We start from the raw sequence: 13,664 nt of genomic DNA on the forward strand, positions 1-13,664 counted from the left end.
GCTTTATTAAAACAACTCAATAAACTGATACAAAATACATTGATAACTTACCCTTTCCTTTTACATTTATCTTACCTCTGTATTCAAATTGTAGGTCTTTTTCGTCTTTCACTATTTCATACGTGTTTTGACTTATATTAACTTTTTCAATAGCTCCATTACTTTCCATTCTACTAGCTGTATTCACTGTATCTCCCCAAACATCGTATTGAAATTTTTTAACTCCTACGATACCTGCTACAATTGGACCAACATGAATTCCGACTCTCATATCAAAAGCTGGTTTATCATTTGAGTAATTTTTCTTTTTCCTCTCTTTAATAAATTCTTGCATTTCTAAGGCTGCCAAAATAGTCTTCTTCACTGCGTTTACATCTGGTTTTGGCAAACCTCCTGCTGCCATATATGCATCACCTATAGTTTTTATTTTTTCAATTCCGTAATATTCAATAATACCATCAAAAGCTTTAAAACATTCATTGATTTCTTCAACAAGTTCTTGTGGAGTTAACTTTGATGCTGTTGCTGTAAACGATTTGAAATCTGTAAATAATATTGAAGCTGTTTCAAAATCTTGAGCTTTAACAAAACCTTTTTCTTTTAATTCATCAGCAACTTCTTCTGGTAAGATATTATGAAGTAAATGTTCTGATCTGTCTTTTTCTACCTGTAGAATTGCTTTTGCTTTTTTTGTATAATTTAATCTGCTCCATAATGCTCCTACAATTACAAGAATAAAAACCCCAGAAATAAGAAGAATATTTCTCTGTTTTTCTTGCCTCTGCACTTCTTTATCATGAGCCAATTTCAACTTTCTCTCTTTTTCAACGTTAGCAATACTATCTAACAACATCTCTTTTTCAAACTTCATATTTAGCATTTTGTTAGAAGTTTGTTTTAAATTGAGACTATCCTTCAACAGATGCATTTGCTCAAAATACTTTAAAGCTAAGTTTACATTGTTTCCTTTTTTATAAGAATTATATAAACACTCACATGCTTCTTGTTGTGTTGAAATTACCTTTAATTTTTCAGCTATTTTTAAACCTTTTTTACACTTCTTTAAAGAGATTAATATTTTACCTAATTTTGATTCTAATGTACCTATAGCTACTAAAGAATTACTTTCATATAGCAAATTCTTACTTTGCTCTGATTTCAATAATGAAGTCTTATAATATTTGAAAGCCTTATCATATTCTTTTTTATCTGAATATAATTCGCCTAGCTTAAACAATACTTCTATCTCCCTTCTTATTTCTTTTGTTGAAATTGCTAATTCTAAAGCCTCTTCAAGATGATTTAATGCTTGACTATAATTCAACTCTCTAAGGTACATTTCACCTAAACCACTTAGTACTTGAATTAACTGTTTAGAATTTTGTGATTTTATGTAGATGTTTTTAGCTTCTTGAAAATGATTTTTAGCACTCTTGTAATCATTAAGTTCAAGATATATACTTCCTATATTTTTAGTAGTTGCGGCTATTTGCAACTTATTATTTAGTTTCTCCTGGAGTTCTAAAGCTTTCCTGTAAAAATCAAGAGCTTTAGGATAATTTCCTAAGTAATAATATATGGCTCCAATATTATTATACGAAGAAGCTATCCCTTTTTTATGATCTGATTTTGTATAATACAAAGTACTCTCTTCAAAATTTGATAGTGCCTTTGTGTAATTACCTTGATAATAGAATGCAACTGCAATCTTTCTAAAACAATTCCCTATACCTCTATTATTATCTATAATTTTATAGATAGCAAGACTTTCTTCAATATTTTTTAATGCAGCATCATAATTACCTTTTTTAAGGTTCTTATTACTTAATTTAAAAATACTGTCTGCTTTTATCTTACTCTCTGTGTTACTTTGACTAAATAAAATAGTTGTATTAAAGACAAAAAAAGGAAGTGCGAGTTTTAGGCACTTCCTTATAATACAAACTCTATTGTTTCGTATCTTTCTTTCTTCTTTGAACATACTCAATTTATCAGATTTTTACCCTCCAACAACTTGATCTAAAGCCGACATGCTATCATCAATAATAATCGGATCATCTAAAGTACCACCAGTTACCATATCTAACTGATCTTCATTCAATTCAACATCACTTATGTCTTTTCTTGCTGGAATGTTAATAAATACAGTAGACTCATCCATCTGATCTCTAACGACTAAAGTTTTACCTTTTGGAATGTTCAATTTTTCACCTAGTAACTCTTCAATTACTTGTACTGGAGAGTTGATTAATTCATTTTTAAACGTTTCACTTTCCCAAGCTTTTTCTACAATGGTTTGATATAATTTTTGCCCTTTTGTTAACTCCATTTGTAATGTTGTTTTTTATGTTTCATAAAATTAATTACAGTAAAGTTATCATTAGAAAAAATGACAAAAGCGACAAAAAAACTGATAAAACATCTTTTATAAATTCGAAACTTCTAACAATTGATGATCACACCTTTCTAAAAAAGTTTTAGTTGGTCCATCATCTAATTTTATTGCTTTTGCTTTTTGAAAAGAAACTCTTGCTTCCTGGTAATTGGCTACTTTATAATTTGATAATCCTTCAGAAAAATATTCTAAAAAGTTTTGTTCTTCGTTTGACAAAAGTTCTTCTTTTGATTTTAATACAGTGTAGATTTTAACCGGAATATTCTTTCCTTTTACTAATAATGTATCAATTTCTCTACAATAAAATTCGTCTTTAATTTCTTGATAGGTTTGTTCGCAAATCAATAAGTCAACATTGTAGACTTTTGTTGCACTTTCTAATCGTGCTGCAATATTTACAGAATCGCCAATAACAGTATATTCGAAACGCTTTTCAGAACCAATATTTCCTGAAACCACATTTCCTGTACTTATTCCAATTCCGATATTGACTTTTGGTGTAGTTCTATCTTGGTTTTTATTTAATTCTTTTAGCTTTTCAAACATATCTAATGCACATCGTACTGCATTTTTACTATCAGATATATTCGCATAAGGAACTCCAAAAACAGTCATGATTGCATCTCCAATAAATTTATCTAAAATACCATCAAACTTATATACAGAAGTTATCATCGCTTCAAAATAATTATTCAAAAGCTTCACAATTTCCATTGCTCCGAATTCTTCTGTAAGCGTTGTAAAGTTCCTAATATCTGAAAATAGAATACTACACTTTGAGTAATTTCCTTTTAATAAAGACAAGTTATCTTTATTCATTACTTCTTTGACCAAATGTTGCGGAATATATCTACTCAAATTCGATTGAATTCTTTTCTCTTTAGAGATGTCATTAAAAACCATAATCACACCAATCTTTTCACCTTTAGCATTTTCCATGGGTAATGCACTGATGTTTACAGTAATAAACTTTTGGTTTTCTATCTGAATTTCAATATCATCAAAATATGTTTTCTCGCCAGATTTGATAGTTTCCTCTGCATAAGAAAACAACGATTGCAATGTTTCATTTACATCTTCAATGTGTTTCTCTTCTAAGTTGAAAGAATTATCGACATTGAACATTGAAAAAAATCGACTATTTATAGTTTTAATTTTTCGATTAGAATCTATTGTTACAATTCCATTATCTAGATTTTGAACTAAAATATTCAGGTAGTTTTTCATTCCTTCAATTTGATCAAAAAGCTTAGCGTTTTCAATTGCAATTTTTATCTGACTTGCAAATCCCGTTAAAATATTTAAATCATCTATATGAAATTCTCCATCATTTTTATTGATTACCTGAACTACACCTAATACCTCTTTTTCTGAATTAAAGACAGGAACACTAAGTATAGATTTTGTTTTATATTTTGTTTTAAGATCTACAGCAGGATTAAAATCTGGATGATTATAAGGGTCGTTAACAATTAATGGCGTTTTAGTTTTAGCCACCTTTGCTACAATCCCTTTCTTTGTTCTTACAATAGTATTATTTAAACCTTTTGCAAAAACCGTCCATAATTCACCTGTGATTTCATCAACTAAAAATAAAGAACTACGATCTGAGTTTGTGATTTCAGCAGCTTTATTCATAATTAACTGAATCAACTTATTTAAGTTTAATTCAGAGGAAACAGCTTTAAAGACTTCTAAAAGTTTAGAGAAATTATTTTTAAGATGTTCACTTGTGTAGTATAATTTACTGTTCTTAATTATTAAACTAATTGCTGTAGCAAAGCTATTAAGAACCTTAATATCATTGTTAGAAAAACTATCATTCTGTTTATTTAAGCATTGTAATGCACCTATTATCTCTTTATCTTCATTAAAGATTGGTACACATAAAATGGATTTTGTTTTAAAATTTAATTGATTATCAAATGAGGATGCGAAAAGTGGATTAGCGTAAACATCGTTTACCACTAATGGTTGTTGCGTTTCAAAAACATGTCCGACAATACCAGTACCTAAAGGAACTGCTATAATTAAGTTTTCTATTCCTTGGGCAACAACACTTTCAAGCGTTTTATTTTCTTCATTATACAAGAAAAAAGTACTTCTTTCCACCTCTAACACATTAGAAACCTGTGCTAATATTTCATTTACTTCCTTCAGTATTTTTTCATTTTCTGTCATTATAAAATCGCTTCGTTTATAATTCTATTTTTTCTATAAACATCCGATAACATTTCTTTTCCTTGATCTGATGCCATAGATAAAATATCTACTTCACATATACTTTTAATTCTACTCAACCTGTCTTCTTCACTGGATACATTCCCTAATTCTGAGTCAAATTCTTGAATTGTATCAATCGCTTTTTTAGTAATTTTAACTAAACATTTAAAAGCTTCAGAAGAACAATTATCATTCATATAATTCTGAAATCTTCCACCATTTCTATAGTTAGGATAGGATTCTAAACCTAGAAAATGTAACATCCAATTCTTATCGAATTTTCCTGATACTCGAATTATACCCGCATAATCTGCTATAAGTTCATCGTGGATATTCTTAGCCATTTGTCCGTAATAATTTAGTGTAAACAAATGTGCGCTTTCATGTTCTTTTCTAATATCTACCGATGCTTCTTGCCATAAACTCTCAGATACATTTAATACTTCATGTGCAACACCACTATAAGGTTTTGTACTAAGTATGATTAATTTATCTTGATACAAATCACGATTTGGTAATATTTCTTGTTTGAAAAATTGATTCCACGATATTGCTGTTTTTTCTTCTTGCCAAGCTTTTTTCAGTTTTGAAATTCTATCCCAATTATTGATTCCTTTTATAAAAGCTGCTCCCATTGATTTTGGTAAATCTGCAGGTTCATTTTTATTAGAAAACGCACAAACTAGCGTTTTAAAATCGTTTACATTAGACACAATTAAAACAGGTACTTTACCAATTAATTTACTTTCGTAAATATCTAACCAAAGAGCGTTTTCATCTTCAAGCAACAAATTTGAATTCGTTGTATTTTCTTTACCTCTTAAGGTTACATTTTTATAAGCTTCTGTTGAAGAAATTCCAGCCTTAACGGGAAACTGTAACTGAACTATATATTTTTTTAATGTTTTAAAAACACCTAATAATTTCGATTCTTCATTATATGCTTCCCAAGTTTCTATGTATTTTTCCTCTTTTGAAAACTTAGAAAAAGAAGGTTTAACAAATTTATTTTGAGTATACTCAAATACTTCTTGAATAACCTCTTCGTTATTCGTTAAACCTCTTAAAAAATCGTGTGCTTTGTTATTCATAGTTTAAGCAATTTGTCGCTTCGCTAATTTTGAGAATATTCCATCTTTATCCATTAATTCAGCATAAGATCCATATTCTACAATTTTTCCTTTATCTAAAACATAAATTCTATCAGCATTCATAACTGTACTTAAACGATGTGCAATTACAATACGAGTTGCTTGAAGTTTATCTAAACTTTCTGAAACTATATTTTGAGTTCTATTATCTAACGCACTTGTAGCTTCATCCATAAATAATAATCGAGGTTTATGAACAATGGCTCTAGCAATCATTAAACGTTGACGTTGTCCTCCAGAAAATGTTCCTGCTCCTTCACTAATTACAGTATGCATTCCCATTGGCATTTGCTTAATATCTTCTTCCATTCCAGCCATTCTAGCAGCTTCCCAAGCATCATCTAATGTAAGATCTGAGTTTCCAACAATATTTTTATAAATACTTCCAGACATTAATGCTCCGTTTTGTAGCACCACACCAATTTGCCTTCTTACTAAATCTTTATTCATAGAATCGTAAGAATTTCCATCGTAGAATATCGATCCCGCTTCAGCTTCTTCAAAACCAAGAAGTAATCTCATAATTGTAGATTTTCCTGAACCTGATGTTCCTACAAAAGCTACCATTTCTCCTGATTTAATCTTAAAAGATAAATCGTTTAATACTAATGGTTGGTCTTCATTATATCTAAATGAAACTGAATTCATTTCTATATCACCTTCTAATTCTCCTGGATCTAAACTTTCTCCTGAAGATTCTGGTGTTTCTTCTAAAATAGGCTTTACTCTCTCATATAATGTAATGATATTCAATGAGGTAATTAAAGCCATGCTCATTTTTAAACAATCTCTTAAGAATTGATTGAAAGCACTAATAAAAGCCATAAATGCCCCAACAGAAATCATGACTCCAACTTGACTTGAAGTGGTAACTGTGTAATAAATAAAAGCAAAGAAGAAAATATTAGTCATTAAGGGATAAGAAGCGTTGAAGGTTTCTACATAATTCTGGTAACTTCCAGAACTGAACCCTAGTTTTTTAAGTCTAGAAAACTTATCTGCCCAAAGTGAGAAAACTCTTCTTTCTCCTCCTGTTATTCTAATTTTACTTATTCCTGAAAGAAATTCAAAAAGAAAACCTTGTAAATCTCCCTGGGCATCAGATATTTCTCTATCATACTTCAGTTTCAACCATCCAATTATAGTCATAAAAGCAATAGCAGCAACTGCTAATCCAACACCAATCCAAGCTAAACTTGATTCATAGTAAAATAACAATCCTAAATTCACGAAAGAAAAGGCTCCACTAAGAACTGCTGTCATTACTGTATTAGATAAAACTTGTCTAATTCCATTGATACTTAATGCACGGTTAGTTAAGTCTCCAGCAGAAAACTTCTTGTAAAAAGTAACAGGCAAACGTAATAAATGATCCATAACACCAGCCTGTAGGTTTATACTAGACTTGGTTTCTAATCGTAACTGTAATACACCTTGCATTAACTGTAATCCAGCTGACACAACAGCTAGTAGTATCATTATAATTAACACTTCAACATGTAAAGATTTATCTGCAGTAGGAATTACATCATCAAACATTACTCCTGATAAAATTGGGACAATTAACCCAACTAAACTTCCAGCTAAAGCTGCTAAGATTAAAAACTTTGCATCTTTCTTTACTCCTTTTATCGCGAATTTCCCTATTTCTTTTACAGAACTCATGGTTGTATCAAAACCATAGAAAAACATATAACAAATAGGCTCTAATTCTTCAGCAATTTTATAATCTACTTTCTCTTCTCTACCAGTGATTACATCTTTTATAATGTATGTGTTTGGTGTTTTTTGAATTAAAGCTATTGGTCGTTTATCTTCTTTATAAAAAGCTAATAAATGTCCGTTTTCTTCTTTCCACCACGTACCTCTTAAAATAATTTTACGAACCCTTACTTTAGAAGTTTGTGCAATTGCTTGTAATTGATTTGCTGTACTATTTTTATACGACTCTAAATATTTTGGAGCTTCAAATTTGAATCCGATTTCATTACCTATCAACTGACATGTATTGAATAAATCGTTATCTATATTTTTGTCTCTTAAATCTACAGCAGTTTTTCTTTTTCCTCCTACAATAGATCTTAAATGATCTAATGTATTTGTAAGAGTATTGTTTTCTGCAGAAACTTTTTCTTCAATCCTACGTCTTTCTTCTTCTTTTGCTGATTCGAAATTTGTTTCTAATTTTTTATGCAAATGATCTTGTAAATCATTTAAAGATAACATTACGTAGATTTCATCTTTTAAAACCTCAGCAGTACTCTTTACATAAAACTCAGCTTTATTTTCAGTAGATTCAATCCATAAACCATTAAATACTGGAATTGGATAATTAAATTCTGATTCTAAATCGTATGTTTCTTCTCCTGCATATTTCTTTAAATTTCCTTCAATTAACTCCACCCAAGTAATACCTTTTGATGGATATGCTATTTTACCTTTTTGAAGTTCAATTTTCTTGAATTCATCTAATGTAGCATGGACTCTAGGAACTAAATTATGATGTATACTTTCAGTAGTTTTAACAATCCATTTTTCGACCATACTTTTAAGAATCAAATGATCGATATGCAATAATCTATTTTTGTTTATAGATATCAATGACGCTCCTTTACTAACTGCAATAAGTCGAATACCTTCTTTTCTATCTTGAGAAGTAATTAAACTAAATAATAACTCTGCTTTTTTAGCTGTATATAAATATTTAAGTCCGCTTTTATATTCTCCCTCACCATTAACCTCTGCATAAAACACATCAACTTCACCAGAAGTAATCATCCAAAATCGATCAGATTCATTAAGAATTAACGATTCGTTAGATGTTAATTTTATTTTCTTGTTATCAAACATCCTTTTATTATTTAGATTCAATTAGTTGGGCATAAACCCCATCTTGTTGCATTAATTCTTTGTGTGTACCTCGTTCTACGATTTTACCAAACTCCATCACAATAATCTCATCACAATCCATGATTGTACTTAATCGGTGTGCTACAATCAAACAAGTACAACCCCTTCTTTTAATGTTATCCATAACAATCTTTTCAGATTTTGGATCTAAGGCACTTGTAGCTTCATCCATGACTAAGATTGATGGGTTTAAAGCTAATGCTCTTGCTATTTCTAATCGCTGTCTTTGCCCTCCACTAAAATTAGCTCCTCTTTCCATAACTGGACTTTCGTAACCTTCTGTTCTTGCTGCAACAACATCGTGAATTGCAGCATCTTTAGCAGACTGAATAATACTTTTTTCGGTAACTTTTGAATCCCAAAACGCAATATTTTCATGAATAGATCCTTTGAACATTAAAACTTCTTGATCTATAACTGCCACAGATTCGTTAATAATATGTCTAGGAATTTCTCTTCTTGCTGTATTATCGAATAATATTTCACCTTGCCATGGATCATATAACCCTGAAGCTAATCGAGCAATCGTAGATTTTCCACTTCCTGAACCACCAACTAAAGCAACTCTGCTTCCAGGCTTTAACTTTAAACTAAAATCGTTAATTAATGCAGGCATTGTAGTGTTGTAACCAAATGTTACATTTTTCATTTCAAAATGACCTGTTAATTTGTTTACAAACTTTTCTTGATTAACAACTTCTTTTTTATCTTCTTTAAAATCTTCGGAAACTTCATAATTTAAAACATCATCAATTCTTGCCATGTCTCCTTCAGTTTCTTGTAACAGACTACCTACTCTCACCAATTGATTAACTGGACCAATAAAGTTGTTCATTAAGTATAAGAAAGCTACCAACATACCTAAAGTCATATCTCCATTCATTACTCTAGTAGCACCCACTCCTAATATAATTGCACTATTTAAAGACATTAATAATGGTGGTACAACATTTAACCTTGCAGTTAACCAACCTAACTCTTGTTGAGCATTCATCACCTTAGCTAAATAACCAGTCCAAGTTGTAAAGAAATCATTTTCTCTTCCTGAAGCTTTCAATGTTTCTATCATGCTAATTCCAGAAGTAGTTGTTCCTAAAAGCTTTCCATTTTCATTTGTAAATCTTCTGTTACCGTCTTTTCTAGTTCTCGATACATATTGAAGTGTTATAATATTTATACTTGCTATAAAAATTCCAATACATGTTAATAAGACATCATAAGAAAACATTAACAACGCGTAAAAAACAACCATGATAACATTTAAAGCAGCATTTGCTAAATCCCCACTTAAAAGTTTAGCTACTTTATCATTCAAGGAAACTCTATTTCCTATTTCTCCACTATAACGCTGAGTGAAAAATGCTATTGGTAAATGAAAAACATGCCACAAAAACTTACTAGAAGTTGTTAAAGCTAATTTTGTTTCTAACCGAAGTAGATAATATTGCTGTACGTATACTAATGCAGAATTCAATGCTAGCATACCTCCCATGATTAATAACAATGGCATTACAAAACCTGACAATCCATTTACTAAATACTTGTCTATAAATATTTTGGTAAAAGAAGGAATTACTAGACCTGGAATTACTAAGAATAAACTAGCTATAATAATATAAGTTAGACTTAATTTTGACCCTTTAACCCTAGATGCTAGAGAGCTTAGTAAACCTTGTTTTTCATTCCCTTTCTCAAACTTTTCATTTGGTTTAAAGGTCAATACAACTCCAGTATATGCATCGTCAAATTCTTGATGACTTACATAATACCTTCCTTGTGCTGGATCACTTAAATAAACTCTGTCTTTACTAAAACCTTCGATTACTAAAAAGTGATTAAAGTTCCAGAATATAATAGCAGGCATTTCTAGCTCTTTCAATTTTTCAATTGACTTAGCGTATCCTTTAGCCTCTAATCCATATTCTCTAGCAGCCTTTAATAAGTTAGTAGCTTTTAAACCATCTCTAGAAACACCACACGAAATTCTTAGTTTTTCTAAAGGAACAAATTTTCCGTAGTAACTTAATATAATACTTAAAGCTGCAGCTCCACACTCAACAGCCTCCATCTGGAGTACGGTAGGTGTTTTTACTCTGCGAGGCAACTTTTTTTCCTCGCTTTTTTTCTTGTTAATCATGCTTGGCAATTTTTAGTATAAATCAAAGAACTTCTTTAATGCTGGAACAACCATAGCAATTGGTGGTTCAGACTTCACAGTAATTTTTCCCATACAAGAAGTTCCTTCATTAATTAAAATATTTGGCCCTTGAGCAGATGTCCATTTAAATCCACTGTAAGCATTTTCATCTTTTTCAAATTCGACATACACTTCAAATAAAGCTCCGCCTGATAAAAGTCCACGAACCAATTGATCGTTTTTCACTGTCATCATCATTCCTTTTTGAGTAATAGGAAAGTCAGATACATATGTAATTTTCCCTTTCATAAAACCATATTCTTGCGGTTGCACAGTTGAAGGAACTACTAAAGCTTGCATTCCTTCTTTAATCTTTTTACCATCTTGAGAAGGAATATATAATACACCTCTTAAACGATTATCTGAAGCTTGTTTTTGATTTTTTAATTTAAATAGTGGTGCCCCTTGACCAACGATAACTCCTGAGTCTGTAAGAATTTCAACTACCTCACCAGCATAAGCACTTTTAATTTCTGTTTGAATCGTGTAACGCTCTTCTAAATGCTTTAATCTTCTTTGAGTTTCGGCTATTCTTTGCTTGTTTAGATTAATTTTTTGTTGTAAATCGAAACCTAGATTTAACTTTTGACTAGATGTTTGCACCATTTGTGCTTTTAATCTTTCGATAGAATTCTTAGAAGCCTCCATTTGTTGCTCAGTATTTACAACTTGAGATTTTGTAATTAACCCTTTCTTGAGTAAGTTTTTCTCTGTTTCTAGCTGATTATTTAAAAACGAAAGTGTTTTTTTCTCTGATGCTATTTGTAGCTGAATACTACTTCTTTGTTGTACAATTAATTCTTCTTGAATTCTCGTGTCTTTACTTCCGAAAGACAACAAACGTTGTAATTCAAATTCTCTTTCTTTTAAAGAAGCTTTTACTTCTTCAATTTGTTGAAATAATTCTGGTTGCTCAATAAAAGCAACAACATCGCCTTCGTTTATTGCATCTCCAATTTCAACATTAAGTTTAACTAATTGACCTTGTGAAGTAGCCACCACTTCGTGTATTTCTCCCCCAAGAAGTACACCTACAACATTTAATTTTGTTTTTACATTTCCTAAAAAAGACCAAGTAATTCCTGTACCTAAAACTAATGCTATGGTAAGTAAAGTTATCCATCCTTTAGGACTGGTAACTTTGATTAACTGATCAAGTTTTTCTGGAGTTGATAATTTTTCAAGTGCTGCTTTTCTAAAAAATCCTGCTGCCATTTTTGTTTTTTTTAAATTTTTGGTATTGTGTAGAATAGGTCCCTTGTGATATTCTTATTTGATTCCCCAATCAAAGTCCCCGTTTGATATCTTAAATTCACAATTGCAGATGCAAATTGTTGATGAGCTTGTAAGTATTCTAATTCTGCGAAGGTTAATCTTTCTTGAAATAAAATTAGATTAAGCAATGTTGTTAATCCGTTTTGAAACTTTTCTTTTTCATTACTAAAAACTTGTTTATAATAACTTAAAGATTCTTCTGCTTTTTCAAGAACCAAAACACTATTGTTTAAATTGTTAAGTGCAATAGAAACATTTAAATCAATATTTCTTTTTAAGTTCTGGTTTGAAATTTGCTGGTTTTCAAGAGCTACTTTACTTTTAGTGTAGTTTCCTCTTGCATTATTATTATTGATTGGAAAAGAAAAGTTTAATCGTACACCAAAACCTAAACTTCTTCCCTCTCTTTGTGTTAATGTAGCTAATGCGTTATTGATTCCATTACCAATATTTGCTCCTCCATAATTAACAAAACCAGTTAAATCTAACTGAGGCCTTCTGCCATTTTCTGCAAACTGTAATTGTAGTTTAACTGCTTCTTCAATTTGCTTTGTTGCTTCAATATCACTTCTATTTTCTTGAGCTAGTAGTATATATTTATTTAAATCAAGATTTGCAGTATAACCAGATGTAGTAATTCCTGGAAAATCATCAACTGGAGTATTTATTTTCTTACTATCTTCTTCATTTAATCCTATAGCTCTCCCTAGATTTAACTTAGCTGTATATAAATTTTGCTCTGCTACTTTAGTTTGTCTAGCTTGGTTTGCTAAATCTGCCTGAATTTGAGCTAAATCTCCCGCTGGTTTTTTATCTGCTTCTACTAGTTCTTTTGTGATATCTAATACTTTTTGAACCCTATTCTGGTTTTCTTGAAAAACAGCTAAACTTTTATTTGCTGCAACATATTGCCAATATGCATTTGCTGTTTGTAATAATTCGAATGAGTTTTTGAATGTTAAATTTGTTTTTTCACTCTCTAAATTAAGCATCGATGATTCCTCTAATACTGAAGCAACATTTACACTTCCTCTTAAAAGTGGTTGTGTTAGCGAAAAAGTACTTGTCATAGAATGATCATCAATGTTCGCTCCAATATTTTGATTAAACCTATTTAGAGGAAAATTATCATTCAATCTCGTATAATCAACTGAAAAACTTGCTACTAATCCTATTCTAAACCTTTTTTGCAACCCTAAACCTAAATTTAAATTACTAGCATCTAGTTCATTATTATTTAACAATGAACTTCTGGGGTCTGCTGCAAATAAATTTGAATTATTAGCACCTGCTGTAATACCAGATGTTAATTGATAATCGAAAAAACTTTTTTGAATTTGAAAATCTCCTTCAGCATTTGAAATTGACAATCTATTACTTTCAACTACAGGGCTTTCACTTAGAGTTAATTTAGAAAACTCAACAATACCTCCTGAACTAGAAGTTTGAGAAAAAACTAAACCAACCATACCTATAAACAATACAGTTATTTGAATTTTGAAATTCATATTTG

General features: G+C 30.4%; 8 protein-coding genes. All 8 read right to left on the minus strand.

Annotated features, from left to right (window positions below; genetic code table 11):
- Nucleotides 1–16 precede the first annotated feature (16 nt).
- Nucleotides 17–1,981, minus strand: coding sequence for an adenylate/guanylate cyclase domain-containing protein (locus Q1A15_RS03020; RefSeq protein ID WP_299618553.1), 1,965 nt, complete (start codon nucleotides 1,979–1,981; stop codon nucleotides 17–19).
- A gap of 18 nt (nucleotides 1,982–1,999) precedes the next feature.
- Nucleotides 2,000–2,329, minus strand: coding sequence for a hypothetical protein (locus tag Q1A15_RS03025; RefSeq protein ID WP_299618556.1), 330 nt, complete (start codon nucleotides 2,327–2,329; stop codon nucleotides 2,000–2,002).
- A 96-nt stretch (nucleotides 2,330–2,425) separates the two neighbouring features.
- A complete protein-coding gene (locus Q1A15_RS03030; RefSeq protein ID WP_299618559.1) occupies nucleotides 2,426–4,576 on the minus strand; it encodes an adenylate/guanylate cyclase domain-containing protein in 2,151 nt (716 codons plus the stop codon).
- Nucleotides 4,576–5,709 carry a hypothetical protein gene (locus tag Q1A15_RS03035; protein ID WP_299618562.1) on the minus strand — a complete coding sequence of 378 codons (1,134 nt, stop codon included), beginning with the start codon at nucleotides 5,707–5,709 and terminating at the stop codon, nucleotides 4,576–4,578. Before Q1A15_RS03035 ends, Q1A15_RS03030 begins: the two co-directional genes overlap by 1 nt.
- A gap of 3 nt (nucleotides 5,710–5,712) precedes the next feature.
- Nucleotides 5,713–8,619 (minus strand): NHLP bacteriocin export ABC transporter permease/ATPase subunit, encoded by a 2,907-nt coding sequence (locus tag Q1A15_RS03040; RefSeq protein WP_299618565.1) that lies wholly within the window; start codon nucleotides 8,617–8,619, stop codon nucleotides 5,713–5,715.
- Between the two features lie 7 nt (nucleotides 8,620–8,626).
- Nucleotides 8,627–10,816, minus strand: coding sequence for an NHLP family bacteriocin export ABC transporter peptidase/permease/ATPase subunit (locus Q1A15_RS03045; protein ID WP_299618568.1), 2,190 nt, complete (start codon nucleotides 10,814–10,816; stop codon nucleotides 8,627–8,629).
- A 12-nt stretch (nucleotides 10,817–10,828) separates the two neighbouring features.
- Complete coding sequence (locus Q1A15_RS03050; protein ID WP_299618572.1) at nucleotides 10,829–12,091, minus strand: NHLP bacteriocin system secretion protein; 1,263 nt, start codon at nucleotides 12,089–12,091, stop codon at nucleotides 10,829–10,831.
- An 11-nt stretch (nucleotides 12,092–12,102) separates the two neighbouring features.
- Nucleotides 12,103–13,659, minus strand: a complete 1,557-nt coding sequence (locus tag Q1A15_RS03055) for a TolC family protein (RefSeq protein WP_299618575.1) — start codon at nucleotides 13,657–13,659, stop codon at nucleotides 12,103–12,105.
- Nucleotides 13,660–13,664 lie beyond the last annotated feature (5 nt).

It is taken from the genome of uncultured Tenacibaculum sp., from assembly GCF_947495995.1.
GTDB lineage: Bacteria > Bacteroidota > Bacteroidia > Flavobacteriales > Flavobacteriaceae > Polaribacter.

What these genes read in the sequence shown, in the direction of transcription:
- Q1A15_RS03020 (WP_299618553.1), bottom strand. Translation starts at nt 1,981, where the DNA reads ATGTTCAAAGAAGAAAGAAAGATACGAAACAATAGAGTTTGTATTATA.
- Q1A15_RS03025 (WP_299618556.1), bottom strand. Translation starts at nt 2,329, where the DNA reads ATGGAGTTAACAAAAGGGCAAAAATTATATCAAACCATTGTAGAAAAA.
- Q1A15_RS03030 (WP_299618559.1), bottom strand. Translation starts at nt 4,576, where the DNA reads ATGACAGAAAATGAAAAAATACTGAAGGAAGTAAATGAAATATTAGCA.
- Q1A15_RS03035 (WP_299618562.1), bottom strand. Translation starts at nt 5,709, where the DNA reads ATGAATAACAAAGCACACGATTTTTTAAGAGGTTTAACGAATAACGAA.
- Q1A15_RS03040 (WP_299618565.1), bottom strand. Translation starts at nt 8,619, where the DNA reads ATGTTTGATAACAAGAAAATAAAATTAACATCTAACGAATCGTTAATT.
- Q1A15_RS03045 (WP_299618568.1), bottom strand. Translation starts at nt 10,816, where the DNA reads ATGATTAACAAGAAAAAAAGCGAGGAAAAAAAGTTGCCTCGCAGAGTA.
- Q1A15_RS03050 (WP_299618572.1), bottom strand. Translation starts at nt 12,091, where the DNA reads ATGGCAGCAGGATTTTTTAGAAAAGCAGCACTTGAAAAATTATCAACT.
- Q1A15_RS03055 (WP_299618575.1), bottom strand. Translation starts at nt 13,659, where the DNA reads ATGAATTTCAAAATTCAAATAACTGTATTGTTTATAGGTATGGTTGGT.